At 46.4% G+C, this 26,972-nt stretch carries 25 protein-coding genes and 1 pseudogene; 15 read left to right on the forward strand and 11 right to left on the reverse strand.

Features of this window, described 5'->3' with window-relative positions:
* Positions 1–4: 4 nt before the first annotated feature.
* Complete coding sequence (locus tag MM817_RS08995; RefSeq protein WP_241713956.1) at positions 5–490, reverse strand: MarR family winged helix-turn-helix transcriptional regulator; 486 nt, start codon at positions 488–490, stop codon at positions 5–7.
* Between the two features lie 273 nt (positions 491–763).
* On the opposite strand from MM817_RS08995, the gene MM817_RS09000 reads away from it, so the two are divergent.
* The 5 genes from MM817_RS09000 to MM817_RS09020 are packed head-to-tail and all read left to right on the forward strand — an operon-like array spanning position 764 to position 7,173.
* On the forward strand, positions 764–1,438 hold the full coding sequence (locus MM817_RS09000; RefSeq protein ID WP_241713958.1) for a response regulator transcription factor: 675 nt from the start codon (positions 764–766) through the stop codon (positions 1,436–1,438).
* Positions 1,439–1,442: 4 nt separating this feature from the next.
* Positions 1,443–2,741, forward strand: a complete 1,299-nt coding sequence (locus MM817_RS09005; RefSeq protein ID WP_241713960.1) for a sensor histidine kinase — start codon at positions 1,443–1,445, stop codon at positions 2,739–2,741.
* The gene (locus MM817_RS09010) at positions 2,731–5,136 is read left to right on the forward strand and encodes an HlyD family efflux transporter periplasmic adaptor subunit (RefSeq protein WP_241713962.1); all 2,406 of its coding nucleotides are present in this window, start codon (positions 2,731–2,733) and stop codon (positions 5,134–5,136) included. Before MM817_RS09005 ends, MM817_RS09010 begins: the two co-directional genes overlap by 11 nt.
* Complete coding sequence (locus MM817_RS09015; protein ID WP_336605161.1) at positions 5,133–5,972, forward strand: ABC transporter ATP-binding protein; 840 nt, start codon at positions 5,133–5,135, stop codon at positions 5,970–5,972. The genes MM817_RS09010 and MM817_RS09015 overlap by 4 nt, the downstream gene beginning before the upstream one ends.
* Positions 5,959–7,173 carry an ABC transporter permease gene (locus MM817_RS09020; protein WP_241713972.1) on the forward strand — a complete coding sequence of 405 codons (1,215 nt, stop codon included), beginning with the start codon at positions 5,959–5,961 and terminating at the stop codon, positions 7,171–7,173. Before MM817_RS09015 ends, MM817_RS09020 begins: the two co-directional genes overlap by 14 nt.
* Positions 7,174–7,362: 189 nt before the next feature.
* Here MM817_RS09020 and MM817_RS09025 read toward each other — a convergent pair whose 3' ends face one another.
* From MM817_RS09025 to MM817_RS09035, 3 genes are all read right to left on the reverse strand, one after another.
* Complete coding sequence (locus tag MM817_RS09025) at positions 7,363–8,079, reverse strand: creatininase family protein (RefSeq protein WP_241713974.1); 717 nt, start codon at positions 8,077–8,079, stop codon at positions 7,363–7,365.
* 12 nt (positions 8,080–8,091) lie between these two features.
* The gene (locus tag MM817_RS09030) at positions 8,092–9,216 is read right to left on the reverse strand and encodes a M20 family metallopeptidase (protein WP_241714262.1); all 1,125 of its coding nucleotides are present in this window, start codon (positions 9,214–9,216) and stop codon (positions 8,092–8,094) included.
* Between the two features lie 159 nt (positions 9,217–9,375).
* Positions 9,376–9,945: a manganese catalase family protein gene (locus MM817_RS09035; protein ID WP_241713976.1), complete on the reverse strand. Its 570-nt coding sequence runs from the start codon at positions 9,943–9,945 to the stop codon at positions 9,376–9,378.
* 275 nt (positions 9,946–10,220) lie between these two features.
* Between MM817_RS09035 and MM817_RS09040 the strand changes: the two genes are divergently transcribed.
* The 7 genes from MM817_RS09040 to MM817_RS09070 all read left to right on the forward strand — a co-directional run bounded on the left by MM817_RS09040 (position 10,221) and on the right by MM817_RS09070 (position 19,706).
* A complete protein-coding gene (locus tag MM817_RS09040; protein ID WP_241713977.1) occupies positions 10,221–11,288 on the forward strand; it encodes a rod shape-determining protein in 1,068 nt (355 codons plus the stop codon).
* Between the two features lie 78 nt (positions 11,289–11,366).
* The gene (locus tag MM817_RS09045) at positions 11,367–12,803 is read left to right on the forward strand and encodes an MFS transporter (RefSeq protein ID WP_241713979.1); all 1,437 of its coding nucleotides are present in this window, start codon (positions 11,367–11,369) and stop codon (positions 12,801–12,803) included.
* 445 nt (positions 12,804–13,248) lie between these two features.
* On the forward strand, positions 13,249–16,209 hold the full coding sequence (gene fdhF / locus MM817_RS09050) for a formate dehydrogenase subunit alpha (protein WP_419723380.1): 2,961 nt from the start codon (positions 13,249–13,251) through the stop codon (positions 16,207–16,209).
* Positions 16,202–16,684: a helical membrane plugin domain-containing protein gene (locus MM817_RS09055; protein WP_241713984.1), complete on the forward strand. Its 483-nt coding sequence runs from the start codon at positions 16,202–16,204 to the stop codon at positions 16,682–16,684. Before fdhF ends, MM817_RS09055 begins: the two co-directional genes overlap by 8 nt.
* Before the next feature lie 270 nt (positions 16,685–16,954).
* Positions 16,955–17,896 (forward strand): EAL domain-containing protein, encoded by a 942-nt coding sequence (locus MM817_RS09060; protein WP_241713986.1) that lies wholly within the window; start codon positions 16,955–16,957, stop codon positions 17,894–17,896.
* Positions 17,883–18,368 (forward strand): glutathione peroxidase, encoded by a 486-nt coding sequence (locus MM817_RS09065; protein WP_241713987.1) that lies wholly within the window; start codon positions 17,883–17,885, stop codon positions 18,366–18,368. Before MM817_RS09060 ends, MM817_RS09065 begins: the two co-directional genes overlap by 14 nt.
* 57 nt (positions 18,369–18,425) lie before the next feature.
* Positions 18,426–19,706 carry a sensor domain-containing diguanylate cyclase gene (locus MM817_RS09070; RefSeq protein WP_241713990.1) on the forward strand — a complete coding sequence of 427 codons (1,281 nt, stop codon included), beginning with the start codon at positions 18,426–18,428 and terminating at the stop codon, positions 19,704–19,706.
* 3 nt (positions 19,707–19,709) lie between these two features.
* Here the strand turns inward: MM817_RS09070 and MM817_RS09075 are convergent, their stop codons facing one another.
* Positions 19,710–19,940: a hypothetical protein gene (locus MM817_RS09075; protein ID WP_241713992.1), complete on the reverse strand. Its 231-nt coding sequence runs from the start codon at positions 19,938–19,940 to the stop codon at positions 19,710–19,712.
* A 167-nt stretch (positions 19,941–20,107) separates the two neighbouring features.
* Between MM817_RS09075 and MM817_RS09080 the strand changes: the two genes are divergently transcribed.
* From MM817_RS09080 to MM817_RS09090, 3 genes are read left to right on the forward strand one after another with little or no spacing between them, the layout of a single operon-like run.
* A complete protein-coding gene (locus MM817_RS09080; RefSeq protein WP_241713993.1) occupies positions 20,108–22,189 on the forward strand; it encodes a type IA DNA topoisomerase in 2,082 nt (693 codons plus the stop codon).
* Positions 22,190–22,218: 29 nt separating this feature from the next.
* A complete protein-coding gene (locus MM817_RS09085; RefSeq protein ID WP_241713995.1) occupies positions 22,219–22,395 on the forward strand; it encodes a hypothetical protein in 177 nt (58 codons plus the stop codon).
* Positions 22,392–22,967 carry a hypothetical protein gene (locus tag MM817_RS09090; protein WP_241713997.1) on the forward strand — a complete coding sequence of 192 codons (576 nt, stop codon included), beginning with the start codon at positions 22,392–22,394 and terminating at the stop codon, positions 22,965–22,967. The genes MM817_RS09085 and MM817_RS09090 overlap by 4 nt, the downstream gene beginning before the upstream one ends.
* On the opposite strand, the gene MM817_RS09095 is transcribed toward MM817_RS09090, so the two are convergent.
* The 6 genes and pseudogenes from MM817_RS09095 to MM817_RS09115 form a co-directional block, all read right to left on the reverse strand.
* Complete coding sequence (locus MM817_RS09095; protein ID WP_241713999.1) at positions 22,904–24,025, reverse strand: GerAB/ArcD/ProY family transporter; 1,122 nt, start codon at positions 24,023–24,025, stop codon at positions 22,904–22,906. The two genes, MM817_RS09090 and MM817_RS09095, sit on opposite strands and share 64 nt — an antisense overlap.
* Before the next feature lie 133 nt (positions 24,026–24,158).
* A pseudogene (locus MM817_RS09100) lies at positions 24,159–24,347 on the reverse strand (glutaredoxin family protein); the annotation flags it as partial.
* A 245-nt stretch (positions 24,348–24,592) separates the two neighbouring features.
* On the reverse strand, positions 24,593–24,724 hold the full coding sequence (locus MM817_RS16960; protein WP_272879872.1) for a hypothetical protein: 132 nt from the start codon (positions 24,722–24,724) through the stop codon (positions 24,593–24,595).
* Positions 24,725–25,016: 292 nt separating this feature from the next.
* Complete coding sequence (locus MM817_RS09105; protein ID WP_241714001.1) at positions 25,017–25,958, reverse strand: manganese-dependent inorganic pyrophosphatase; 942 nt, start codon at positions 25,956–25,958, stop codon at positions 25,017–25,019.
* 201 nt (positions 25,959–26,159) lie between these two features.
* On the reverse strand, positions 26,160–26,426 hold the full coding sequence (locus MM817_RS09110; RefSeq protein WP_241714003.1) for a spore coat protein CotJB: 267 nt from the start codon (positions 26,424–26,426) through the stop codon (positions 26,160–26,162).
* Complete coding sequence (locus MM817_RS09115; protein WP_241714005.1) at positions 26,419–26,631, reverse strand: hypothetical protein; 213 nt, start codon at positions 26,629–26,631, stop codon at positions 26,419–26,421. The genes MM817_RS09110 and MM817_RS09115 overlap by 8 nt, the downstream gene beginning before the upstream one ends.
* Positions 26,632–26,972 lie beyond the last annotated feature (341 nt).

Genomic DNA, 26,972 nt, shown 5'->3' on the forward strand with positions numbered 1-26,972 from the left:
TTTATTAGCAATGATTGGTATCTTCTGTGAACAAAGCGAGTTGTTCGTCTGCAACGCGCAGTAGTCCGGCTAGTCCTACTTGCAGTCCTTCACGCTCAGCGTCACTCAGCTGATCAATCAACGTTGCAAAGAGATCATCTGTGACGACTTGAATGTGATCTTTCATGACGGCTTCTGAATCTTTTGGAAGATATAAGCGATAAGACCGACGATCTTCTTCGTTGATGATTTTACGGATAAGTTTCATCCGCTCATAGCGTTCGACCATGCCAGATGCGGTGCTTTGGGCGATTCCCAGTCGTGTGCTCAACTCTTTGATCGTAAGTCCTGGGTGGCGGCTAATCATACGAAAAGCGATAAAGTCGATGATGCGAAGTTCAGGAATGCCTACTTTACGGTGAATTTCTTGTTTCACCGTCATGCGGATCAATCGATGCATCCGGTCAAGACTTATTGGTAGAAGTTGAAGTAGTCTCATCTTGTGGATCATACTCGAAGCCCTCTCTACCTATTATTCTTAATTACAACGAGTCTGTTATAACTGTTACGTTGCAAATATGCGAGATTTGCAGACGATTGTCAAGGTTCGTTCTCATTTGTTGCGAAATCAGGCACAATTGGAAAGCTTATTTTCCTTGATTATTCTGTGGATGTAAGCATGATACGTGTTTGTTCAAGCTTTTTAAATAGAATTCTAAAAGTACTCGTTCATACTACATGTAGGCACAAGATTGTGGTTTTTGTGAAGGAGTTTTGGTGGCAGATGCGCGTACTGATTGTGGAAGATCATATAGATGTTGCTAGTGTCATCGAAGCGGCACTGCTTGATGAACGGTTTGAAACGGAGGTGTGTCATAACGGGCGCACAGGGTTAGAGCGGGCACTTGATGCATCGTATGATGTCATGATTTTAGATATTATGTTACCTGATGTAAGTGGACATTACGTGCTAAAAGAGATTCGCAAGGCAGGTCTTACGACGCCTGTGCTGTTTTTGACTGCGCGCGATAGTGTGGAAGATCGCGTGATCGGGCTTGATTATGGTGCGGATGACTATCTTACAAAGCCTTTTGATGTAGCGGAGTTATTGGCGCGCGTTCGTGCGCTATCGCGGCGCAAAGGGAGTATCTTTCAAGAAGATCAGATTGCGTATCGCAGGATTCGCATGAGTCCGCAAGCGCATGATGCTTTTGTAGATAAAAACCCCCTTCATCTCACGGTTAAAGAATATGAACTACTTGAATATTTTCTTGTCAATGCGGAGCAAATTCTCACGCGCCAACAGATTTTTTATCGCGTGTGGGGGTTCAATTCGGATTCTGGTTCTGCGGTGGTCGATGTGTATGTTCACTATGTACGCAAAAAATTAGCGCTCTATGGTTGTGACGACTACGTGCAAACGGTGCGTGGCGTTGGGTTTATGTTAAAGGAGTCATAAGTGGATGTTTTCGCGCGTCGGTTTGCGATTGGCGGTGCTAAATGCCGTTGTTTTTGCGGTGATTCTCGTTGCGATATCTGGTGTGTTGTATTTGTTTACAAAAGAGCGGCTTTATGAAAAGGTCGATCACACGTTACAGGTCAATGCGCAGATGATGTTGCATGGACCAAAGTATCCGTTTGCGCACTGGCCTTTGCGACAGGCGCAGTTGCACTTTGCTTCGACGCAACCGCATTTTGGCCAATTGCCAACGGTGATTATCGTGTGGAGTGCGACACATCAGGTGATTTTCCAGCAACCGGCAAACACGTTTTCGGCAAGTGGGTTACATGCGATCGCATCTGCTCTCAGTGAGCGCCACCCCTACAATGAAAGTGTACAAGGCCATGATTTTCGCATACTCAATGTGGGGATCTCTGCGCAGGATGCCGCTTTTCTTCCTCGTGGTGGGACGGTGCAAATTATCCGCAATATCGATGATCAGACGCGTGAATTACATGCGCTGTTGGTCTTGATCTTATTCTCTATTAGTGCAGGGTTACTTGCGGCTATTGCTGCAGGTTGGTTTTTGGCGCAACGGGCGCTTGTGCCGATTCGCGAGTCGTGGGAAAAACAGCAGCGCTTTGTATCTGATGCATCGCATGAATTGCGCACGCCACTTGCAGTGGTCAAGGCGCAGGCGCAGCTCTTGTTGCGGCATCCGGATCATACGGTGCGACAAGAGGCTAGTGGAATTTCTGCGATTGATAAAGAGGCGCGGCGGATGAATCAGCTTGTGGAGGATCTGCTGACGCTTGCGCGGGCTGATTCGAATCAACTGGAACTTTCGCTAGAAGCGGTGGATGTGTCGGAAATGTTAGCGGGCATTGAAGATTTGTTTCAAGTGCTTTGTGTTCAAAAAGGGTTACATATCACCTTTGACATCGAGCCACATGTGGTGCTGCTAGGGGACGAGAAGCGACTTCATCAATTGGTGTGGATTTTGCTAGACAATGCGCTCAAATACACGCCTGAAGGTGGACGAATCAACGTGCTGTGTCGGCGGACGGAAACTGCAGTGGAGTTGTCAGTATCTGATACGGGTGTGGGGATTGCAAAGGCTGATTTGCCCTATATTTTTGATCGTTTTTATCGCGGGGATAAGGCGCGGTCCACGGAGGGTACGGGGCTTGGACTTGCGATTGGGAAGTGGATTGTGGATACGCATCATGGCAAATTGACTGTGCAAAGTGAAGTCAATCAGGGCACGACCATGCTCGTGTACTTTCAAGTGGGGAAGAGGTTTATGCCAGATGAGCATTAGTTTAGGCATGCAACACGGGGGCAAGGGAGTATTTGGACGAAAAAATCGCAAATGGGTATATGGTGCGTTGGCTGTTGTCATTGTGCTTGGCACGGGGGCGACAGTGGCTGCCAAAGATCTGTCACAATCAGGGACGCCGGCGTATTCAACCTATACAGTAGGGTATGGCAATGTGGTGCAGACGGTGTCTGCGGCAGCGACGGTGCAACCGGCTACGACGGTGAATTTGTCATTTGACGGTGGTGGGACGGGGACGCTTGCGACGGTCAATGTGAGCATAGGACAAAAGGTAACGGCAGGTCAGGTGCTAGCTACGCTAGATGATACGCAGGAAACGACACAGGTGGCACAAGATCAAGCGGCGGTCACTGCGGCGCAAGGCAATCTGGAGCAGGCACAGGCAAAGCTACTGGCCACACAGGAAGGCCCTACTGCAGCGACGATTGCCGTGGCACAAGCGGCCGTTGCAAGGGCCAATGCTACGTTAGCTGGGGCTAAACAGCAGTATCAAGATGAAGTGGCGATCTATAATAATCGGTCGAGTGCGCAGCAACAACTCGTCAGTGCGCAAAACGCGGTGGCACAAGATCAGGTGGCGGTGCAGGCGGCACAAGTGAATTTGCAAAAGACACAACTTGCAGCGCAGGCGTCTCTCGATGGAGGGGGAACGCCACAAGATGTGACAGCACTACAAGCAATCGTGAGTACAGATGAGCAAGCGGTGACCTCTGCACAAAAGCAGTTAGCTCTTGCAAAAACCAATCTGCAACTTCTCAGTCAAGATTTGAGTACCGCACAGACGCAATACGGATCGATCACCGAAGCGCAAGTGGAGCAGGCCTATCAGGCATACCAGTCGGAACTGGCTAGTTACAATCAATTTGTAGGGGAAACGACCAATCCCAATGCAGCGAACCCGTTTTCTTCGGCGATGCAGGCGGCAGATACAGAGTATCAGCAACTCAACACGGGATACACGGATCTTCAACAGGCGCAAGAACAGTACAATGCGGGCGAGGAAACCGTCCAAAATGATCAGACGGCCATTGCCAATGCACAATCCAATCTAGCCACAGCACAAAAAAATGTAGCGGATGCGATGCCTGCGAGCAGTACGAATTTAGCCCAGCAATCGCAAGTGAGTGTACAGGCGGCACAAGTCAGTCTCACGGAGGCGCAGACGCAGTATAAGTCGGCACAGCAGGACTTACAAGTAGCCCAAGCGCTCTACAATGATCGCACATCAGGTGCGCAGGCGGTCAGTCAAGCGCAAAATACTGTGGAACAAGATCAGATTGCGGTGCAAAGCGCACAGGCGTCGTTGCAAGAGACGGAACAACCGTCTACCCCAGCTATGATTGAAGAGAGCCAGGCGGCAGTGACGACTGCACAGGCGCAACTGAGTTCTGCCCAAGCTGCCCTTCAAGGGGCAAATGTCAGTGAAGCGGATATGACGCTACGCGCTCCGATGTCCGGGGTGATTACAGCGATTAATGACACGGCAGGTGAACTGGTCAATGGTTCAGCGCCTGTGATGACCTTACAAAGTGATACGAAAAATCAGATGGAGTTAAATATTCAGGTGCCAGAAGCGGGTATTGGATCGGTCAAAGCAGGTGATCAGATCCAAGCGACTGTATCAGCATTGCCTAATCAGACCTTCACGGGTACGGTGCTACAAGTGTATCCCACGCCACAGGTGGTGGATAATGTTACAAATTATACGGTGATGGCAGTTGTCAATGATCCATCTGGACAACTACTCTCGGGTATGGCGACTAGTGTCACGATCCAAACGGCAACAGCCAACCACGTGGTGGAGATTCCAGCGATCGCGCTACAACAAGTGGGCACGATGGAGGGTGTCTATGTAGTAGGCACAAGACCTGCTGGTACGTTTGCATTTGGAGGGCATGGATCGTTTAGTGGGACTGCTACGACAAGTGGCTACGGTGGTTATGGAAGTGATGGTGGATATGGCGGTGGACATGGGAAAAAGAAAGGGAAGTCAGGGTCATACGGGAAGGGCTTTGGTGCCAATGGCACAAGTCCATCTTCTACAAACGCAGCGGGGAGTGGTATAGCTGTAGGCGGTGCCAATAGTACTGGTGGTGCAACTGGAAGCGGAACTGGGAACGCTGGAAAAACGGGTGCGTTTAAAGGGTTTGCAGGACCGAGTGCACCAAAGGGCACGTATTTTCAACCCGTACAAGTCGGGATCTTTGGTACCAATAACGTACAAATTACAGCAGGACTCACGCCTAATGAAAAAATTGTCTTGATTGCGCCTGCAAGTGCTACGAGTTCAACAAGTACGCCTTCATTTAAAGGAGGACATGGCGGATTTGGCGGCGGTGGCTTTGGTGGTGGCGGGTTTGGAGGCGGTCGTGGATGATGAGTGCAGAGGAACGCATTCCACTGATCTTCATGCAACAAGTTGTGCGCGAATATCAGGTGGGTGGCCAAGTGATGCGCGCATTAAACGGAGTCGACCTCGTCATCGATCATGGGGAGTTTGTCGCGATTATGGGGCCTTCTGGGTCGGGTAAATCAACGACGATGAACTTGATTGGCTGTTTAGATATCCCTACGTCTGGAGAGTACGCGATTGACGGGCATTTGGTCAGCACGCTTCACGAGGATGAATTAGCTGCGCTACGCAATCTGAAGATTGGCTTTGTTTTTCAAAATTTTAATCTGCTTGCGCGTACATCGGCACTCGAGAATGTGGAATTGCCCATGGTCTACGCGGGCGTTTCGCCCAAGGAGCGGCGCGAGCGCGCCATGCAGGCACTAGAGCGCGTGGGTTTACAGGATCGCATGCACAACCGACCCAACGAATTATCTGGCGGTCAACAACAACGCGTCTCCATCGCGCGTGCGCTGGTCAATCATCCCTTGCTGTTGTTAGCGGATGAACCCACTGGCGCACTCGATACGAAAAACACGGAAGAGATCTTGCTGCTGTTCGAGGAGCTGCACGCGCAGGGGAATACGGTCGTGATTGTCACGCATGAAGATGAGGTGGGTGCACACGCCAAGCGCATTGTGCGGTTTCGCGATGGGATGATCGAATCTGATACAGCCGCACCGTCTGTACGCATGATGGACAGCCACGGGACAGTAAGTCACGTGAGGAGTATGGATATGCCGCATGCATCGGAGGATTCTTCGATGCAAAAGGAAACGGTCATTCACACGAAACGAGGTGGGAGCTATGTCACTCACTGAAGTATTGCGCTCCGCCTTTCGCAGTATTCGCGCCAATCGTATGCGTGCTCTGCTTACGATGCTAGGTGTGATTGTTGGGGTGGCGTCTGTCATTGCTCTTTCAGCTGTCGGGCAATCATCGACAAACGCAGTCACTACCCAAGTGGAATCGCTCGGATCCAATCTGTTGACAGTCATGCCAGGATCGAGTTCTGCAGGTGGAGTGAGTTTTGGTGCGGGTAGTTCGACAACGCTTGTGTACGCCGATGCCGCGGCCATTGCGGCCAATGATCCCAATGTCGCACAGGTAGCGCCACTTGTGCAAAAAAATGCGCAGATCGTGTACGGTAGCAATAATACATCGACGTCGGTGCAAGGTACATCTGCGAACTACCCCTTAGTGAAGCCTACACCTGTGGAGTCAGGGCGGTTTTTCTTGCCGCAAGAGGTCGCGACGAGTGCACAAGTGGCGGTGCTTGGCAGTCAAACGGCACAAACACTCTTTGGTTATCAGAGTCCGGTTGGGCAAACCATTGATATCAACGGGATTCCGTTTCGTGTGATTGGCGTGCTGGCATCGGAAGGATCCAATGGCTTTCAAAACCTAGATGATCGGGTGATGATTCCGGTGACAACGGCGATGAATGACTTTACGGGGACCGATGTGCTCAGTTCCATCGATGTCTCAGCGAGTTCGCAAACGGCGATGAATCAAGCGCAACAAGAGGTTCAAGCGACGTTGCGTAATTTGCACCACTTAGGACCTGGGCAGGCAGATGATTTCACCATTATGAACCAAGCGACGATCCTCAGTGCCTTGCAAAGTGTGAGTCAAGAGATGACCGATCTGCTTACCGGTGTGGCGGCGATTTCGCTGCTCGTCGGGGGGATTGGGATTATGAATATCATGCTGGTATCTGTCACAGAGCGCACGCGGGAAATCGGGATACGCAAGGCGATTGGCGCTAAGCGGCGAGTGATTATGACGCAGTTTCTCGTCGAATCGGTGGTGCTCAGTGTAGGCGGCGGGTTGATCGGCGTAGCACTCGGTGGCGGGGGAGCGGAGGTGGCAGGGATCATCATGAAGGAAAGCAACTTAGTGTCACCTGTAGCTGTCATGCTCTCTGTGTCGTTTGCTGTGTTGATCGGTGTCTTGTTTGGCGTATATCCGGCACGCAAAGCCTCCCTGCTCAATCCGATTGAAGCGCTGCGCTACGAGTAAGAGGGTGTGCTGGTGGTAGTTTGCTATAAGCATGAGTGAACGTAGCAAGTGTTCATAGGATGAAAAAAGCGGGCCTTGATATCCCACAGGATGGGGAAGGCCCGCTTTCTTATGCGCTGCTTGCTATTTGTTATTTGAAAACAACATGCTTGCCAAACGCTGAAAGTCGCATGCTGTAGCCATGAACTTTTATCGTGAGTACTTCCACATTTGTTCGATATCGGCGATGATTTTTGGAAGTAGGGCGGTGTAGATCTGCTCGCCTTTTTCTGCGGTGGCAGCACCTGCATGGCCTGAATATGCTTGCGGATAGGACTGTTTGCCCATGTCTTTCATTTTAAGATTCGATGGTGTGGTGATCGTGTGATTGGAGACGCCAAGGCGCATGTCGACGAGTGCTGGATCAATGGCTAAGACAGCAGACGTCTCGTCTTCGCCTGCATGGCCCGTAACGGGTGCATACTTGACAATCTCTGCGCGATAATCGACCCACCAGTTGATCGTAAGGACGGTGGCACCGTGATCGGCCAGTTTTTCACTGACTAGGGAGAGGCTCGACATGTTGCCGCCATGCCCATTGAACAGGACCACGTTTTGCATCCCCTGTTTGAGATACGCTTTGGCCACTTCAAAGACGTAGGCACCAAATACTTCACCAGGAATATCGATGGTACCTGCAAAAGGAGCGAGTCCAAAGGAGTGGCCATATGGGATTTCAGGTGCCATTAACACGCGATCACCAATGAGTGGATTTAAACGGCGTACAAATTCACGCGGGATCAGGATATCTGTGGATAGTGAACAGTGTGGGCCATGCGCTTCGATCATGCCAATCGGGATGAGAACGGTGTCGACTCGTTGGGCAAAGTCGGTGAATGATGTCATGTTTAACTCGTGCATGTACATGGTATCGCCCTCTTATCTATGTATGTTTGTGCGCAAAAAGTCGGCAAGTAATGCGGCGCGATAGGGAAGGTTTGCGACGACTACGTGCTCGTTGCGCGCGTGTGCACCATCGCCCACAGGTCCTAATCCATCGACTGTCGGAATGCCAAGTGCTGCGGTGAAGTTGCCGTCGCTTCCACCGCCTGAAAGTCCTTCGTTGACTTCGTAACCGTGTGCATGTGCGATGCTTTGCAGTTGTACAAATAAGTCTACGCCTTGTGCTGTGCGTTCTAGTGGATAGCGGTTAATGCCACCTGTGACTGTAATTGTCGTACCTGCAATGTACGGTGTGCGGTTCATGATCTTGTGTGCGACAGCTTCTCCCTGCTCTTTGGTCATAAAGCGCAGGTCTACTCCTGCTTGTGCATGCTCGGCTTTGACGTTGACGCGCGTTCCGCCGGATATGAGGCCGACGTTGACGCTAATCCCTGCATCGATGTCGGTTAACTGACGTAGATCAGCGATCTGTAGCGCTAGTTCTTCGATGGCGTTTGCGCCAGCTCTTGGATCGTGTCCGGCATGAGAGGGAATGCCTTTGACGGTAATAGTAAAATCTGCGATGCCTTTGCGCGCTGTCTTGATGTCACCGTTTGGTGGAATGCTTGATTCTGGGACAAGGACACAAACACTTTTTTTCGCTTCTGCTTCAATGAGTTCGCGCGAGGCGTGTGACCCGATTTCTTCATCAGAGGTGGCTAGAAAAACGACTTTACGATTACCTGTCACATGGTTTGCAGCAAGCGCATGGATGGCGTAAAGGGCAACTGTTAAGCCACCTTTCATATCAAACGCGCCTGGGCCGTAGAGGATGCCATCGCGCTTTTCGATGGAGAGTGCGCCTTGATCCCATACCGTATCAAAATGACCGATGATCAGGATTTGCTCGTCTCCTTCTCCATATGTACAACGATAGCAGTCTCCTGTATGCGTTTGCGAGATACGAGTCACAGAGCCGCCCACTAATCGAGTAAATTCTGCTTGAAGTACTTGTCCGCACTGATCGACCAGTGATTTGTCGGTCGATGGGGACTCTGCCTGCATGAGCGTGATTAGTGTTTGCTCCATCTCTGTTTCGCGTGCTAGTAAGTAACTTAGCATGTCAGACAACACGAAGCCCCCCCTTATATCTGGTACTCTACGTCATCATAGCGTGTGCTATGCATTCCGACAAGAGTAAAAGAAAGCGGGGGAGGTAATGACTTTTTTGCAGAATGATGCGCTGTGTATACAGTGTGTACATACAATGGCAGATGATCATTAGTACATTTTTTTTTCATCTTGATAGTCTTTTAAGATCTCAACCGCTTCACGAAAACGGATGGCGTGAATGATTTCACGTTGCCGCAAGTAGGCGAGGCTGTCTTTGAGATCTACGTCATCAGTTAAGTCGATGAGCCACTGGTAGGTTGCGCGAGCTTTCTCTTCAGCCGCTATATCTTCATACAAATCAGCGATGGGATCGCCTTTGCTCTGTATGTATGTGGCGGTAAAGGGATTGCCTGCGGCATTCTCGTAAAAAAGTGACATGCCGTGATTGGCATAGTGTTCGCCAAGTCCTGCCGCTTGCATTTGTTCGATCGTAGCGTCTTTTGTCAGCTTATATACCATAGTTGCAATCATTTCGAGGTGTGCCAATTCTTCTGTTCCAATGTCGGTAAGCAATCCCACTACTTTGTCTGGAATGGTAAAGCGCTGATTCAAATACCGGAGTGCGGCGGCGAGTTCACCATCTGCCCCTCCATACTGTTCGAGTAAATAACGAGCGAGGCGCGGATTGCATGTGCTGACTCTTACTGGATATTGCAGTTTCTTCTCATACACCCACACGCATGATCACTCCCGCTACAAAATGCCGTCAGGAATGGATATGCGAGTAGGGGTTGTACATATGCTGCCTATCTGTGTGCCTCTCTCGCAAATGTGACTCGGTTTCCTACCATGGATGGCCTACGTTTCATCCTCTTTGATGAGTTCGGTCGTCACTGACCGACAAAAAACTGCATGGTTGGACGAACTATAAGAGTGTTAACTTTTTATAGCACCATTCTTCCTCACTCCCACAACGATGAATTGCCAAAATACCTAGGGTAGGAGAATGATCATTGACACTTCAAATAACGATTGATTTGGGAACATCACACTTTCGCGCAGGACTTGCGGGTGAGCAAAGGATCATTAGCGAGCCATGTACGATTGCACGCAAGGAAAATGGAAAGCTCATTATAGGTGCAGAAGCGGAACGCATGGTGGGACGCCATCCGGATTCAGTCACGGTTACCCATCCTTTCTACGGGGGATCGGTAAAGGATTTTGATGGTACGGTCGCTGTGTTGAAATATATTGTTGAACAATTGATTCCTAATAAATGGGCGAGGCGATTTGATATCACGCTTGCCGTACCCAATATGCTCACTCCAGTCGAACGTCGAGCGTTACAAGAGGCGGCACGTATGGCTGGTGCACGGCGTGTCGAATTATTTGACACACTCGTTGCGGCAGCTATTGGGGCGAATTTGCCAATCGATCAGCCAACTGGTTGTTTACTGGTGAGTTTAGGTGCGGGTTCTACTGAAGTTGCCCTCTTATCGTTAGGCGGCATTGTAGATAGTCGTAGAGTGAGTATCGGTGGGCGCACTGTGGATGAGGAAATTATGAATTGGGTGCGAAGAGAATTGGCTTTTTTGATTGGAGTTCATACGGCGGAAAACTTAAAATGCCAGTCTGATACTACGGCAGAGACTCCGTCGTTTGCTGTGAAAGGGCGTCATTTGGAAACAGGATTGCCACAAGAAATAAAGATCCCAAGCACGGTTGTGAAGGACTCGTTGGTCAATTATTACGAAACGATCGTCAGTCTCATTGTGCAAACGATCGAGGCCTGTCCACCTGAACTGGTAGGCGATATTATGGATCGTGGCATCGTGCTTGTAGGCGGCGGTGCCAATGAAGTGAATGTATTGAAGCATCTGACATTTCGCACTGAAGTGCCTATTATCGTTGCGGATGTCCCAGAGACGTGCGTGATTCGTGGCTTGATGCGCGCAAAGAGGACAAGTGGTCGTGTAGGATCGTCAAAGTCTGGATCGAAGATCCCGTCACTTTTTGCCAATCTATCTATGGACAAGCAATCATGGCGTGAACAAGTACAAAAACTGATAGGCAAGTCATAACTGTGGATGAAAAGAGCATGAAGGAGGGCGATTTTTGGTAAGATAAGAAGCATCATGCAGCAGAAGGGTGAAGAAGCTATGGCCGTGTCATTGAAGCAGCCTTTTTCGGAGTCGCCGGCTTATCGGTGGCTCATTTTTGGGACGGTCGTTATCGGTACATTTATGGTGAATGTAGATAGTAGTATCGTCAATGTCGCTTTACCAATCTTACAGGAACAGTACAAGGTAAGCACGGGGATTTTGCAGTGGGTGATCTCTGGCTATTTGCTGGTGATTACAGCGATTTTGCCTGTGATCGGGGGGATTTCGGACCGCGTCGATCGCAAGAAGATGTTTATTGCTGGGGTTTCCGTGTTTACTTTGGGTTCGATTCTTTGTGGGACGGCTGCAGGTATCGAGCAGCTCATCTTATATCGGCTGATTCAAGCGCTCGGTGGTGCGGTGATCATGGGTAATGTGATGTCCATTGTGGCATATACGTTTCCAGCCGGTCAACGGGGACGACCTTTAGGGCTGATCAGTAGTGTGGTTGCCATCGGCACGATTGTTGGACCTGCTGTAGGTGGGTTACTGATTGCAAGTGCGGGGTGGCGATCGATTTTCTGGGTCAATGCGCCGTTTGGCGTTATTTCTGTGCTGATGAGTATCTTTGTATTGCGACGGATATCATCCAATAAGAATATGGCTGAATTTGATTGGATTGGTTCTAGCTGGTTTATTCTTGCCATGATGAGTTTGTTGCTGTTTATCTCCAACGGAACGGATTGGGGGTGGCTGAGTCTTTGGAGTGTCGGCAGTCTTGTCGTCAGTATTTTGAGTTGGTTTTGGTTTGTCAGACGTTCTTTGCATATCAAGATGCCGCTGATTGAATTGAGCTTGTTTCGTTCGGCCCGGTTTACAATCGGTAATTTTGCTGGCTATTTATCGTATGTGATGATTATGTTTCCAGCTATTTTATTGCCCTTGTTTTTACGTCAAGTCCTGCATGAGCCGATTGGCAGTATTGGGTTATTGCTCACGCCACAGTCGATTGTCATGATTGTATTTGCGCCACTTGGCGGTTGGCTCAGTGATCGCATCGGGCCGAGGTGGCCGACGGTTGCCGGGATGGCATTAACTGCTGGTGCGTTAGGGTTGATGGCGCTTCTTGGTAGAGGGTCTAGTTATGGGGAAATTGTGCTGGATCAGGCGTTGTTTGGTGCGGGATTGGGGTTATTTACATCGCCCAATAACGTGGTCGTGTTAGAGTCGGTCCCTGTTGAAAAAACAGGATTAACGGGTAGCCTTTTGGCAACGGTCCGCAATTTTGGACGGGTGACTGGTGTTGCGTTTGCTGTCTTACTATTAGAAACGCAAGTCGGCTCGCGCGCAGTGTATCCTACGGCTATGTTTTTGCGCGGATTTCATCTTGTCTTTGTAGCTGGACTTTTGCTTGGGGTGCTTGGCACCGTCATGGTTAGTTTGCGGGGAAGCGTACCTAGCCAACAGGAGTCCTTGCACCCCTCGCGTTCGTAACTGTTTTTCATGAAATTTTTTTGTGCAAGGAGACCCTCACTATTGTGGGTCTCCTTCTACGTCTGAAGCGAGCTTAGTAAGCGCCCATACCTGTTGTACCTGCACCAAATGCTGGTACTAGTAAGAAAAATAACACGAAGATGATTAGAAACACTACGGCCCACTGCGTATATCCACCAAATGTACCCATCGCGACAACACTCCTCTTGGATGCGGCATAATCCTACAGTACGTTTGGTCCACGCTAAGCGTATCCGCTCCTGTCCCCTATACTCGAAAAACCTTCAAATCTTTGCCTATTTGTCCAGATTTCATCACGAAAAAGAATAAGTAACCTATGTTTTATTGTTTGAATTCACATATTCGACATTCTCTTAAAAGTACATGGAGGACATAAAGCTATATAATGATAAGTAACGGTTTGAAAGAAAGGAGATTATTATACTTGCAAACTGTGCATTTTACATTAAACTCTGAACCACAAGAGGCGCCGACAGGAACCAGAATCCTTGACTATATGATCGAGCAGGGGATTGAACATCCGCATATTTGTTATTCTGAAGTACTCGGGCCTATTCAAAGTTGCGATACTTGTATGTGTGAAGTAGACGGGAAGGTTATGAGAGCTTGCTCTACGCTTCTCGTAGATGGCATGCATATTGTCACTGATTCAGATGTTGCGCGCGGTGCGCAACACGAGGCGATGGACCGCATTTTAGAAAATCACTTACTGTATTGCACGGTGTGTGATAACAATAATGGGAACTGTAAGGTACATAACACAGCAGAGATGCTTGAGGTTACGCACCAAACAAGACCTTATCGTCCAAAAGAATATGAAAAAGATCTGTCCAATCCATTTTATCGTTATGATGCAGATCAGTGTATTCTTTGCGGGCGCTGTGTAGAAGCTTGTCAGGATCTCCAAGTGAACGAAACACTGAGTATCAATTGGGAAAGTGATATGCCACGCGTGCTGTGGGATGGTGGCAAGCCGATTGATGAATCTTCTTGTGTCTCGTGTGGACACTGTGTGACTGTGTGCCCATGTAATGCACTGATGGAGACGTCGATGCTAGGACAAGCCGGTTTTATGACAAGCATTGGCGATGACATGCTAGAGCCGATGATTGATTTGGTTAAGGCGGTTGAACCGGATTATCAAACCATTTTTGCGGTCTCTGAAGTAGAAGCTGCGATGCGCGAGACGAGAACGAAGAAAACGAAGACGGTCTGTACATTCTGCGGTGTTGGGTGTGCATTTGACGTTTGGACAAAAGGTAGAGAGATTCTCAAAATTGAGCCGAGTGAAGAAGCTCCGGTCAACAGTATTTCTACATGTATAAAAGGAAAGTTTGGATGGGATTTCGTCAATTCAGATCAGCGTCTCACATCGCCTTTGATTCGCAAAGGGGATGTATTTGTCGAAGCTACATGGGATGAAGCCTATGACTTGATTGCAGAAAAAATGGGCGCTATCAAACGGACCTACGGTGGGGATGCGATCGGCTTTATTTCTTCATCCAAGATGACAAACGAAGAAAATTATTTGATTCAAAAGATGGCGCGCCAAGTCTTTGAAACGAATAACGTGGACAATTGCTCGCGGTATTGCCAATCTCCTGCATCTGATGGGCTGCAACAAACAGGGGGCATTGGTGGAGATACTGCGACGATCGAGGATATCGCTGGTGCAGGGCTTGTGATTCTTGTCGGTTGTGCGCCAGCTGAAGGACATCCAGTGCTGGCCACTCGGATTAAACGTGCGCATAAGTTGCATGGTCAAAAATTGATTTCTGTCGACTTGCGCAGACATGAAATGGCAGATCGTGCCGATCTCTTTATTCGCCCTAAACAGGGGACTGACTTTGTGTGGCTGTCGGCCGTTGCAAAGTACATCGTGGATCAGGGATGGCACGATCAAGCATTTATCGAGCAGCATGTCAATTTCTTTGATGAGTATATGAAGCTTCTGGCGACGTACACGCTTGATTATGCACAAGAGATGACAGGAATATCAAAAGACACGCTCATTGAGCTTGCCACATCGATCCATGAAGCGGATGGAACAGCTATTTGTTGGGGTATGGGTGTGACGCAAAACATCGCAGGCTCTCATACATCTGCGGCGATTGCTAATCTGTTGCTGTTGACCGGCAATATGGGTCGACGCAATGCCGGAGCTTTTCCTTTGCGCGGTCATAATAACGTGCAAGGTGCAGCGGATATGGGTACAATGCCGAACATTTTCCCGGGCTATCAATCGGTAACAGATGATGACATTCGCCATAAGTTTGAAGAGGCATATGGTGTAGATATTTCTGCACAACCTGGTTTAGACAATATTAGCATGCTCTTAGGTGTGCAACGCGGTACGCTAAAAGCGATGTATATTGCGGGTGAAGATATGGCATGGGTTGATTCAAATGCCAATCACACACAAGAAATGCTTGCTAAAATAGACTTTTTAGTGGTTCAGGAGATCTTTTTGACGACGACGGCTCAATTTGCAGATGTTATTTTACCGGGTGCGCCTTCGCTCGAAAAAGACGGGACATTCACGAATACGGAGCGCCGCGTGCAGCGCTTGTATCAGGCTTTAGAGCCACTCGGAGAGGCAAAAGCGGACTGGATGATCTTGACGGAACTTGCGAAGCGGATGGGTCACGACTGGGGATATCAACATCCAAGTGAGATTTTTGCAGAGATGGCTAGTCTCACGCCGTTTTTCTCAGGCTGTGATTATGATGTATTAGCTGGTTGGAATAGTTTTCACTGGGGTTCACCTGATGGTTCTAACACACCGGTTTTGTATTTAAATGGGTTCCATTTTCCAGACAAAAAAGCGAGATTTGCTTTGACCGATTACATTCCTAGTGAAACGTATCCTGCTGAGTTTGATCTAGCGCTTGACAATGGTCGCTTATTGGAGCAGTTTCACGAAGGCAATTTAACTAATAAATCAGCAGGTATACAGCATAAGTTGCCAGAGGTATTTGTCGAAGTTTCTACAGAGCTAGCTGAAGAACGCGGCGTCAAGACGGGGACACTGGTGCGCCTGGAGTCGCCTTATGGTGCAATTAAACTACGCGCCTTAGTGACTGATCGCGTTAAAGGGACTACGCTCTATGTACCGATGCACTCGGCTAGCCATGAACATGCGATTAATGTTCTAACAGGCAATTCTGTTGATGTACGCACGCATACACCTGCGTACAAGCAAATGAAAGTGCGCATGCACATACTAGAAGTAGAAGGTAAAAATCCGCTACCCAAAAATAATCCACGCAATGCACAGCGAACACCGCAAGTGGGTGTTCAGGTGGAACGGAAATGGGCAAGTGATCGATACGAACCGATCGCCGCGGTCAATGAACCGCTTCATAGGGGGCCTCAGCATGGCTAAACTGATTCAACAGATCGAACGGGTGGCACAAACTCCCGAACAGTTGGAGGAGCAGAGTCTACAGGAACTTCTTTTGATGCTTACGCAAAACAAAGATAGCCTTGTTGAAACTATGAAGATTGTGCAAGAGTTACATGAAAGTGGTATCTTAGAGGCAATGTACTCACTTCTTCAAGCGAAGGAGAAAGTGGCGAAGATTCTCGTGAACCAGACGCTTCGTCCAGAAGCGACCACGATGGTCAATAACGCGATGAATGTAGCTGGTGTATTGACAAAGATAGACCCGGAAGTGTCAAGTAAGTTAATGAATTCTGTCGTTGTAGGCTTAGATGGAGCTGGTGAAACGTTGAATCACAGTCATAAGACGGGCGTTTTTGAACTAGCAAAATCTTTGAATGATCCAGATGTCACTAAAGGACTCAGTTTTATGCTGGCTTTCCTTAAAGGATTTGGCAAGGAACTCTCGCGCAACTAGGGATGGATAGCGAGCGATGATGTGCACCTCATGCAAGTTTGTCTGTGTAGATGTGGACTTACTTGCATGAGGTGTCATCGATTAATGATGAAAACGATTGCGGGTATAGAGTAGATGAGCTAGGATTGGTTTTATGATGCTTGTGAAAACAAAAAAGAGGTGAACCAGTAGGTGACTTGTGGTAGTTGTGTCGTGAGTCAGGAAGGGTTTTATATTCATGTGTCGAATGATGAGAGGATAGACTCTTTGCGTCATGACATGAGACGTGAGATGGATATACAAGTATATGAATCAGATGCTTTTTTTATTGCGCGGCACCTATTTTTTGCGGATTTTGATTATTGGAAAGAGCGTTTTAAAGTTTATTTATGGGAAATACAACATGCGGAGATACTACCAAACGGTCGCTTAGTCATTGGTGATAGGATCGATGTATCTGAACTTGAAAGGCAATCTTCACTATTGTGGATTCGAGATATTATCTATCATGATCGATTGCGCATGATGTATCAACCGATCGTTCAGGTGAAAAAAAGACAAATTGAGTTATTGGGACATGAATTTCTGGTGAGAGGTCTTACTGAAAACGGGGAAACAATCCCTGCTTACACTTTATTTGAAGCGGCAAAATCACAGGATCAGATCTTCCAATTAGATAAAGCTTGTCGGTTAGCAGCAATCCAGGCAGCACAAAAGGCTCCGTCTGATTCTTTGTTTTTTATTAATTTTATTCCCACTGCCATTTATGATCCGGAGCATTGTTTGCAAACAACGGTGGCAGCTATAGAAAAAACATCGTTACAACCAGAACAATTTATATTTGAAGTTGTAGAAACTGAAAAAGTTGAGGATGTCGATCATTTAAAACGTATTTTACAATTCTATCGCAAGAAGGGTTTTCGGTATGCTTTAGATGATGTAGGGCAAGGTTATCATCCATTGGATGCGATTTTGGACTTGCATCCAGACATTGTAAAATTAGATCGTGCATTTGTATCTCATGTAGATGAAGAAATAGACAAACAACAGGTGGCTATACGTCTGGCTGAATTGGCAAAAGAAATGAATATCACCATACTGGCTGAAGGCATTGAACGGCAAGAAGAGGGTTTGTGGCTCGAACAGCATGGCTATCAGTGGCAACAGGGATATTTCTATGGTAGGCCGAATCATAGCTTTAAGAAAAAAGGGGAGTATAATGAGTATCTATGATTATCCTGTAAAGACGATTACAGGTGAGGAAGTCTCCCTGGCGAAGTATGAGGGACAGATGTTATTGATTGTCAACACCGCAAGTTCCTGTGGATTCACTCCGCAATATCGTGGTTTGCAGCACATGCATCAACGGTTTAGTCAAAGTGGTTTTTCTGTTTTAGGGTTTCCTTGTAACCAATTCATGCATCAAGAATCGGGTTCAGAGAAAGATATTCTTGCATTTTGTGAACGAACGTATCAAGTAACATTCCCTTTATTTTCTAAAATTGATGTTAATGGCGATCATGCGCATCCCTTATACGTGTATCTAAAAAAGCAGGCTCCGGGGTTTCTCGGGACTACATCCATTAAGTGGAATTTCACAAAATTTCTTGTCGATCGACATGGCTATGTCATTAAACGTTATGCGCCATTCATGAGGCCACAATCCCTTTATGGAGATATTTCGCGTTTTTTGAAGATGGATTAGATTGACTATAGATGATCGTATACAATGGTTGACTGTCAACTGTTGAAAGGAGTCAGTATGTTTCCAGTATTAGCTGATCTTGAGCATGTGATTAACGAATTACCTGATTCCATGTTTGTACATTACATTGATGATCAAGGGGTCGTAAGATGGATGAAGCCATCGTCCTATCTCCCTTTTCCGTTGACAGTGGGGATGACGTTAGACGATGTGGTGTTGTCTTCCTCTGTGGCTGATCATGTATGGCATGAACACTCTTTTCGCATTCATCGAGAAGAGAATGGGCATTTTGGATTTCCCTATGATGTATTTAGTTTTCCGTTATTTGATAGGTTACAGGTCTTTCAAGGGGTATTGACTTTTGCCTTGCCCGTGAATGATTCTGAAAGTTTTCAGGCTGTCCAACGCGAAACGGAGATTTTGCATTGGTTATTTGCCATCTCTAAAAATGTCCTTTTAGTAGAAACGCTAGAACAGCTATGGAGTCAATTTCGAGATGTTTTCTTGCAACTGTTTCACTTTAAGGGCGGCATTCTGTTTATGCACGATACGAGAACGGGAAATATTCATCTCATAGAGCAGTTTGGAAGTCCCACGATCCTAGACGCTACATTGCGCGGGATCGAAGAGGAGATCCTTCGCGATATGCATGGTGAGAACACGCGATATATCCCTGATCTCGATGCTGCAATTGTCAATCGCTATGATTTTGCATTCGATGAATTGCGCGAAATTCTGTTTTTATTTAGTGTAAAAGATACTCCTATGCCACCGATGTTTCACGCTCTTTTAGATTTTTATCATTTGACTGGAACTGTGGTTCATCAAAGGAGTCAATTGCAGCAACTAGCTAGAAAAGATCCACTCACAGGGATTTGGAACCGAAGAGCATTGGAAGAACATATGGAAAGTTATTTTTCTGAGTCTTCGGCTTTACCTTCCGTCTTTGTGTTGTTTGATTTAGATCGATTCAAACAACTCAATGATGAATCAGGTCACCCCATAGGGGATGTGGCTTTGCAAAGGGTAGCTTCTTCTTTGCAAAGGGTCCTTCGCAAAGGAGATTGGTGTGCTCGACTAGGCGGGGATGAATTTGTTTTTGTACTCCATGAGGTAACGTTTGGCGATAGCATTGAACGAGAAGTAGTGAACTGGGTTCAAACCAGTCCACTTCATCTTTATGGCCTAGGAATGACTGCGGGTGTCGTCGAACTGCGCCGTGAAGTAATGAATTTTCAAGATGCGTATCGTTTGGCCGATCAAAGACTATATCGCGGCAAAGTATCGGGTAGAAATTGCATCGTTACAGAGGATCGATGTATTCCACTCATTTTTTAAGGCTTACTTGATAAATAGAGTGATCTCTGCGGAATGTGGGTTCACCCATATATTGATGACGGGCACTTGCTGATCGGGTTCTTCTGTAAATTCTACAAACAGGTCTTTATTGGTATACATCGCTTGTAGATCGGACACTTCTGATGGCGACAATCCTACCAGTTCGATGCTCCTCCCCATGCCAGGCAGAGAGATCGGATTTAGTTGTGTTTTAGATAAGGATACGATATTCATCTCATCACTCCATTCTATCGATGATGCACCTTCATTAAATCACACTTTTTCACGATCTGCATGTTGTGTTACTCGAAGATATGACTTATGTACATAGATACTTTTGCGCCATATAGTTTATGAAACTGCCTATGGATCTATCTTTAGTTGAAAGGACGTTTCGTGTGATGAGATTAGTTATAGCAGAGAAACCTTCCGTTGCGCGGGATATTGCAGCGGTTCTTGGAAAGGTCACGCGAAATGACGGATATATGACTGCAGGTGAATATACGGTCACTTATGCCGTGGGCCATCTTGTTGGATTAGCTGATGCAGATGCTTATGATATGAGGTACAAATCTTGGCGAATGGCAGATTTGCCGATCTTGCCAGAGCCATTTCGCCTCGTTGTGTTGGAACATGCGAAGGCACAATATCGCGTGGTATCGAAGCTATTGAAGCAAGCACAGGAAGTCATTGTGGCAACTGATGCAGGGCGTGAAGGACAACTGATCTACGAACTTATTGCGAGACATGCAGGATACAAGGGACCTGCCAAGCGATTGTGGTTATCTTCTATGACAGAATCAGCGATTCGCGAAGCTTTTTTACATTTGCGCGACAATGAGGAGTTTCATTCACTTTATGAAGCTGCTGTATCGCGTAGTGAAGCAGACTGGATGGTTGGCATCAATGCGACAAGGTGCATGACCGTTCAAGGGGGAACGAAACTTCCGGTTGGGCGCGTTCAGACTCCCACACTTGCGATGATTGTCGAACGCGATGTGGCGATTGAACAGTTTATACCTGTCCCGTATTATGAAGTAGAAGCAACCTTTCAAACTCCGGCTGGGGTGTACGTTGGAAAATGGACCAAAGAGAAGCAGACTCGCTTCGATGACGTGGCGATAGCTTCTGTGATTGCCGATAAAGTGCGCGGACAAGTGGGACGAATTGAAAAAGTAGACACTCATGCTAAATCTGAACAAGCACCGCAACTCTTTGATCTTACTGCGCTACAGCGCAAGGCCAACCAACGATATGGCATGACGGCTGATCATACGTTGAAAATGGCACAAGCACTGTACGAGACGCATAAGGTGCTCACGTATCCACGGACAGATAGTCGCTATATTAGTCAAGATATCGTGCAAACGCTGCCTGCACGACTGCGTGCAGGAGCTGCCTTTCTTCCGTCATTGACGCCTTTGCTCGATCAAATAAAAGCAAAACCTGGTCACCGTGTGGTGAATGATCGAAAGGTAACGGATCATCATGCCATTATTCCGACTGAAAAACCACCTCGATCACTGACGGGTGATGAACGCAAAGTGTATGAATTGGTCTTACGGCAGACCTTTTGTGCGCTCTTACCTGATGCGATATGGTCACAAACGATTATTGAAACGGTCGTTGATGACGAGTGGTTTCGCACGTTTGGAAAAACGCTACAAAGTTCTGGTTGGCGCTCTGCTCTGGAGTCATCCACAGAAGAGGAGTCTACTTTGAAACAAGCAGATGATGAACAGGTCGCTCTTTTGCCAAAAGTTGAACGGGGACAGATGGCACAGGTAGAAGAAGCTAAAGTGCTAAGTAAGCAGACGAAGGCACCGGCGCATTTTACGGAGGCATCTCTTCTTGCATCTATGGAGAGTGCGGGTAAACAGATCGATGATGTAGAGTTAGCAGAAGCCATGAAAGAGCGTGGCTTAGGAACACCTGCTACTCGTGCCGCTACGATAGAAAAACTTAAACGGGACGGGATGATTGAGCTTCAAAAAAAGCAACTGCATGCTACTGCCAAAGGTCGCGAACTCATTCATGCGATCCCCAGTGTCTCGTTAAAATCTGCAGAATTGACGGGTGCATGGGAAGCTAAACTCAAACAAATGGAGCGTAGTCAGTATCCAAGAGAGACATTTATACAGGAAATTCACGCGTTTACGCGAGACATGATAGGGCACATGACGGCGCACGCGATGGTCGTGACTCCGGATCACTCGGCACAGATCGGCGTTTGTCCACTCTGTGGTGCTGCTCTAAAGGAATCGCCTAAGGCGTTTGGGTGTAGCGCCTGGAAAACCGGATGTAGGTTTACGGTATGGAAGACGATATCTGGGCATCGTGTAACCGTGAATGATGTGTTGGAGTTAGTGACAGATGGCATCACGAAGCCGCTCTCATTTCAGTCAAAAGCGGGTAAGAGTTTTCAGGCCCAATTGAAACTAGTAGAGGGGAAAGTGGAATTTTCTTTTATGCCTCGAAAGTAAGATAGGATGCCTTTTAGGAGTGGTTATGCTTGAAATCAGGTGAACTGTGTCAACGCGTGTTATGGATTGTACGTGAGTTTGGTCCCTGTGGAGCTCCGTATGTTTGCGATAAAGTTCGTGATGATCATGAAATATCACAAAATGCGGTTTGTATCTCTCTGGAACCAGCCAATCCAATCCCTATATTGCCAGTGCTAGTAGCATGACCAATGCTAAAGGACAAGCCACTGTTGTACTGTATGGGCAACCGGTCAACACGATGGAAATGGTTGGAGTAAAGGTTGGTCATTTAAGTAGTGATGATGCTAAAGCTATGCGTTCTATTGTGGGGCTTGATGCTTGGTGGACATCATCTGGTGTCAAGAATGCGGCTCCCATTGGCAATACGGTTACGGTAAATCCATGGATTTCTACGGTGTCCGGCTCTTCGTCCAAACAAATTACTGTCTTGGTCCATAGTCCAACGGGTGCGGGTACGTCTGAAGTTACTTGTATTGTTAAAGGTGCAAGTAAAAGTTCATCGACAGGTAGTATGGGATCTTCATCCATGAGTAGTGGCGTTACACAAATGAAATCGATTGAAGGTAACGGATCTACTACTTTTGATCTCTCTCTTCCACATCGTACACTTATGATAAAGCCTTTCCATTATGGAAGGCTTTTTTCATGTGAATATGGGCATATCTTGTTGTATTGCTGTTCCTGTATGATACATCATGTAGGTTGTGGTTTTATTTGTTTCTTTTGCGCCCATTTCTTTTTCAAAAGTTTGGCGTAACTCACTGCGATAAAAAGTGTGAAGATGAATCCATAGATCAGTGAAAAGCGTTGTACTAAAACGACATCTGTAAAATCAATGGCATCAGATAATGAAGTATTGAGTAATGCAATATAATATATTAGTGCACCTATGGACGGGATAAACCGTCGATGATTATGTGCGCGTGCTAAGGTGGCAGCACTAATTACTAAAACATAGACCATAAAGCTTAAGCGCGCCAAAGCAAGGACAAGCCAACCAACCGTATACACAGCTTCAAGATGCTCGAAAAATTTCCCTGCATAGATTAACTTTACTATTTCAATGAAGGGAAAGAATACCTGATCGTCTACTGGGTAAGGCATGATGAGTTGAACCAGTAGTAAGCGAAACATGCCAATCACTAAAGTGATCATAGCCACTAGATAAAATGAACGCTTAAAGCTTGTATAACTGCGTACGTAGGGTCTCATCATGAGATATACAATAAACTCAATAAAAAAACCAGAATGGAGTATGCCTTGTTTCAGAAGTTGAGGAATTCCGGGTCCGAATATCGGGGGGATATTATTCACATTAGCCATTGGCCACATTAGTAAATTCCAGATAATCAAAACAGTACTAATAACAAAAAATACAAGAAGATTTGATCGACCCATTACTTCGATGCCAAAATAAGAAGGGATAACCATATTAGTAATTAAGATAAACAGTGTCAGAGTTGCAGGAGTAGTGGGCAAGAACACCGTTCGAATTTGCTCCAAATCAAATACAACACTAGTAGAAACATCAAGGAGAACCATGATAAAAATAAGTAAGGTTAACATAGAACCAAATATCGGTCCAAAAAGATCATGAAAATGGTCAAATAAATTTTTGTGCGGATCTTTAAATAATGGGAGCATTAATGAAATGAGTGCTATCATTGAAACTTGCGCTATGAGGAAAAACAATTCAGGTGCGTTATGACCCCAATGAATAAATAACAAAACGCTTGGATCTAACTGTTTGCCAAACAGAAGAATCGAAAATAGAGCGATTAACTGAAAGGGGCTGATATGGCCGTCTTTGATCAAAACATATCCACCTTAGCAACATGATAGTAGGTATATATTTCCCTATCTTCTTTTTTATATGCGGCGTGTGTTGTGAGGTTAATTTCATTGAATCCATAACCAATGAATGCTGAAAACAGTTGTAGCCAGATGGCTACAACTGTTTTACTGCTGCGTCGAATGCAGATGGGTCATAGCCTACGAGGACTTCTTTCCCAATCACCGTCACGGGAACAGTCATCACGTCCGCAAGTTTTTTCATCTCGCGGCGGTATGTGCTATTCATTAGAATATTGCGTTCTTCATACGGGATCCCTTTCGCCGAAAGGAAACGCTTTGCAAGCGCACACTTTGGTCAAAGTGGAACGACGTACATAATGACTTCGCTACTCATATCGTCACTCCTTACACATTCATCCTTAGTATATCTTAGTTAGCCTTTTAAAGGGTGAAAATATTCATCACTTCATCTAACGTATTGATCACTTAGCAGTTGTATGGTGTATATGAAAGCGCCTGTGGTAAAGTCAAAAGCCTCCTTCAGACACGGTAGATGTCTGAAGGAGGCTGTCATGATCATCAGTAAAGTTACTCTTCTACTTGAGTTAAGCAGCGATCGCATTCTTGATAGTGCCATTCATACTGTTGCAATTCGCTTCCACATACTGCGCACATCTGATATGTGTCTTCTGTTGCCAATTGTTGTTCATTCTCCTGCATGAGAATCCCTCCTCAGAATATTCGCGTTTTGTTATTTAAAGTGTATTATAACAATAGCGATTAGTCAACACCTGTTTAGATACAAGAGTGAAAATTGGGCGCTTGAAATAAGAAAGGCTAAATCACAGGATCACCATAAAATGGTGTCGCTTTCATGATTACTATATAAGGTCGAATGCTATTTTATATCCATATCCATGTTATTTCATGATGAAAGACCAGTCATCACGTGAAGCTTCGCTTCGTGGGACTGGTCTTTTTCTCCATGAGCTTGTACGTAGTAGATCGTTGATTAGGCCCGGCTTGCTTTTGTCAATCGATCGGTTAATACAGGGACAATTTGTTTTTTGCGAGATACAACCCCTTTTAGGAGTGCTTTGTGATCGACTAAGGTGACTTGATATGCCTGTTCTACTGCCTGTGTTTCACGTCCAAGTGCGAGGGCTATCGAATCATTGTTTAAAATATCAGTGACGACGAACAGATATAGGTCTAGTTGTTCGCTGGCAATGACTTTTTCAAGTGCTGCCTCTAACTCAGCTTGACGAGAAAAGACGTCATTTGTGTCGATGGCATTGACTTGTGCAATTTTTACTTTTGCATGACCCATTTGAAAGTCCTTTGCATCCATCGCGATGAGATCGCCAATGGGCTTATCGCTTAGATTGGCTCCAGCTTTTAGCATACGCAAACCGTACTCTTCAAGATCAATCTCGGCGATATCTGCTAATTGGCGTGCAGCGGCGACATCTTGCTCTGTGCAGGTTGGAGATTTGAAGAGAAGAGTATCAGAGATAATCGCTGAGACCATGAGACCTGCGATGTCTTTTGGTATGGGAACTCCGTGTTCTTTGTATAGTTTGTTTAAAATGGTAGCTGTACATCCTACTGGTTCTGCTCGATAATAAAGTGGCTGACTTGTTTCAAAATTTGCAATGCGATGGTGGTCGATCACTTCGATGACGAGCACATCAGTAATATCTGATGCGCTTTGAAGACGTTCGTTATGATCGACTAAGATGACTTCGTTTGCTTCGTTTGCCACCGTATGTACGAGACGTGGTTCTTTCACATGAAAAAAGTCTAAGGCAAACTGGGTTTCTTCGTTTACAGATCCTAATCGAACGGGTTCCACAGAGATCCCTAACTGATTTTTTAGTTGTGCATAAGCTAGTGCAGAACAGATCGCATCTGTATCAGGATTTTTATGACCAAAAATAAGTGTTTTATTCATTAGGCACCTCTTATTATCATTTTAGATGTACATGAAGTATCTCATAAAATGAAGTGTTTTGCCAAAGTGATAGCTATTCTTTTTGCGTCGCATGGGTGCTCAGGGTGGTTCTGGCATATGGTTTATAAGGCATGAAAAAAAGAGGCGGAAGCTGAGACTTCAACCTCGTTGTGATGTTTTTTTAGAGATTGTGTTCGTGTGCTAGACTTGCCAAGGCCAAGGGCCTTCTGCCCATGGCCATGATGTACGTGTTGTCGTATCCGTGGTGCCTGCTATGAGTGGACCATATTTTTTCTCGAAAGGTTCTACTAATGCGTGTCTGCGCCGCAAAAATTGCTCAAATTGCGCCAGTGCAGATGCGTCTGCTGGATGGGTGTCTAGATATAAATGAAGTTCATTTAGCACAAAGTCGATGGACTGTATTTCATGCAATGAATTGTAAAAATGACTTGTCAGAGGTTCATTCATATGGGTTTCTCCCCTTATAATCACTCGTTAGATCGGGCCACAGAGATCCGTGCCGCAATGCCTCGCGGTAGGCATATTGTTTGAGACGTCGTGGTTGATAGATGAGAAATTGATTGATGGGGATGATAAAATGTTTGGGTCCACGCATGGGACATGGATCATAGGGGCTGTGGTAGGGTAGATCGGTTTGCCATCGTGCATTCATGGTTATGCCTCCTTTGGCATAGGGTGCCGTCTGCATTGCACTATATGCACATGGGACAACAAGTAGACAAGATTCTCTACGATGAATGAAACTGTTATAGAGCCTGTTCACAATCTTATACAATTAGGACATACATGATCATTCACGATAGCTACTGAAACTCATACATATATTGTGTGTGCTTGGAGATGAGGACATCGCACATGATCAGAATACAGATGAAGCTTACACACCCGTTATAGGGATGTCAGCGCAAGGGTATATGCGCTGTTGATCAAGGCTCGCATCCGGACATGTGACTAACTATGTGCGTCCAAGTTGTCATTTTTATGTGTCAGCCG

This window comes from Sulfoacidibacillus ferrooxidans, from assembly GCF_022606465.1.
Taxonomy (GTDB): Bacteria; Bacillota; Bacilli; order Alicyclobacillales; family SLC66; genus Sulfoacidibacillus; species Sulfoacidibacillus ferrooxidans.

What these genes read in the sequence shown, in the direction of transcription:
- MM817_RS08995 (WP_241713956.1), bottom strand. Translation starts at nt 490, where the DNA reads ATGATCCACAAGATGAGACTACTTCAACTTCTACCAATAAGTCTTGAC.
- MM817_RS09000 (WP_241713958.1), top strand. Translation starts at nt 764, where the DNA reads ATGCGCGTACTGATTGTGGAAGATCATATAGATGTTGCTAGTGTCATC.
- MM817_RS09005 (WP_241713960.1), top strand. Translation starts at nt 1,443, where the DNA reads ATGTTTTCGCGCGTCGGTTTGCGATTGGCGGTGCTAAATGCCGTTGTT.
- MM817_RS09010 (WP_241713962.1), top strand. Translation starts at nt 2,731, where the DNA reads ATGAGCATTAGTTTAGGCATGCAACACGGGGGCAAGGGAGTATTTGGA.
- MM817_RS09015 (WP_336605161.1), top strand. Translation starts at nt 5,133, where the DNA reads ATGATGAGTGCAGAGGAACGCATTCCACTGATCTTCATGCAACAAGTT.
- MM817_RS09020 (WP_241713972.1), top strand. Translation starts at nt 5,959, where the DNA reads ATGTCACTCACTGAAGTATTGCGCTCCGCCTTTCGCAGTATTCGCGCC.
- MM817_RS09025 (WP_241713974.1), bottom strand. Translation starts at nt 8,079, where the DNA reads ATGTACATGCACGAGTTAAACATGACATCATTCACCGACTTTGCCCAA.
- MM817_RS09030 (WP_241714262.1), bottom strand. Translation starts at nt 9,216, where the DNA reads ATGCTAAGTTACTTACTAGCACGCGAAACAGAGATGGAGCAAACACTA.
- MM817_RS09045 (WP_241713979.1), top strand. Translation starts at nt 11,367, where the DNA reads ATGGCCGTGTCATTGAAGCAGCCTTTTTCGGAGTCGCCGGCTTATCGG.
- MM817_RS09055 (WP_241713984.1), top strand. Translation starts at nt 16,202, where the DNA reads ATGGCTAAACTGATTCAACAGATCGAACGGGTGGCACAAACTCCCGAA.
- MM817_RS09060 (WP_241713986.1), top strand. Translation starts at nt 16,955, where the DNA reads ATGGATATACAAGTATATGAATCAGATGCTTTTTTTATTGCGCGGCAC.
- MM817_RS09065 (WP_241713987.1), top strand. Translation starts at nt 17,883, where the DNA reads ATGAGTATCTATGATTATCCTGTAAAGACGATTACAGGTGAGGAAGTC.
- MM817_RS09070 (WP_241713990.1), top strand. Translation starts at nt 18,426, where the DNA reads ATGTTTCCAGTATTAGCTGATCTTGAGCATGTGATTAACGAATTACCT.
- MM817_RS09075 (WP_241713992.1), bottom strand. Translation starts at nt 19,940, where the DNA reads ATGAATATCGTATCCTTATCTAAAACACAACTAAATCCGATCTCTCTG.
- MM817_RS09080 (WP_241713993.1), top strand. Translation starts at nt 20,108, where the DNA reads ATGAGATTAGTTATAGCAGAGAAACCTTCCGTTGCGCGGGATATTGCA.
- MM817_RS09090 (WP_241713997.1), top strand. Translation starts at nt 22,392, where the DNA reads ATGACCAATGCTAAAGGACAAGCCACTGTTGTACTGTATGGGCAACCG.
- MM817_RS16960 (WP_272879872.1), bottom strand. Translation starts at nt 24,724, where the DNA reads ATGCAGGAGAATGAACAACAATTGGCAACAGAAGACACATATCAGATG.
- MM817_RS09105 (WP_241714001.1), bottom strand. Translation starts at nt 25,958, where the DNA reads ATGAATAAAACACTTATTTTTGGTCATAAAAATCCTGATACAGATGCG.
- MM817_RS09110 (WP_241714003.1), bottom strand. Translation starts at nt 26,426, where the DNA reads ATGAATGAACCTCTGACAAGTCATTTTTACAATTCATTGCATGAAATA.
- MM817_RS09115 (WP_241714005.1), bottom strand. Translation starts at nt 26,631, where the DNA reads ATGAATGCACGATGGCAAACCGATCTACCCTACCACAGCCCCTATGAT.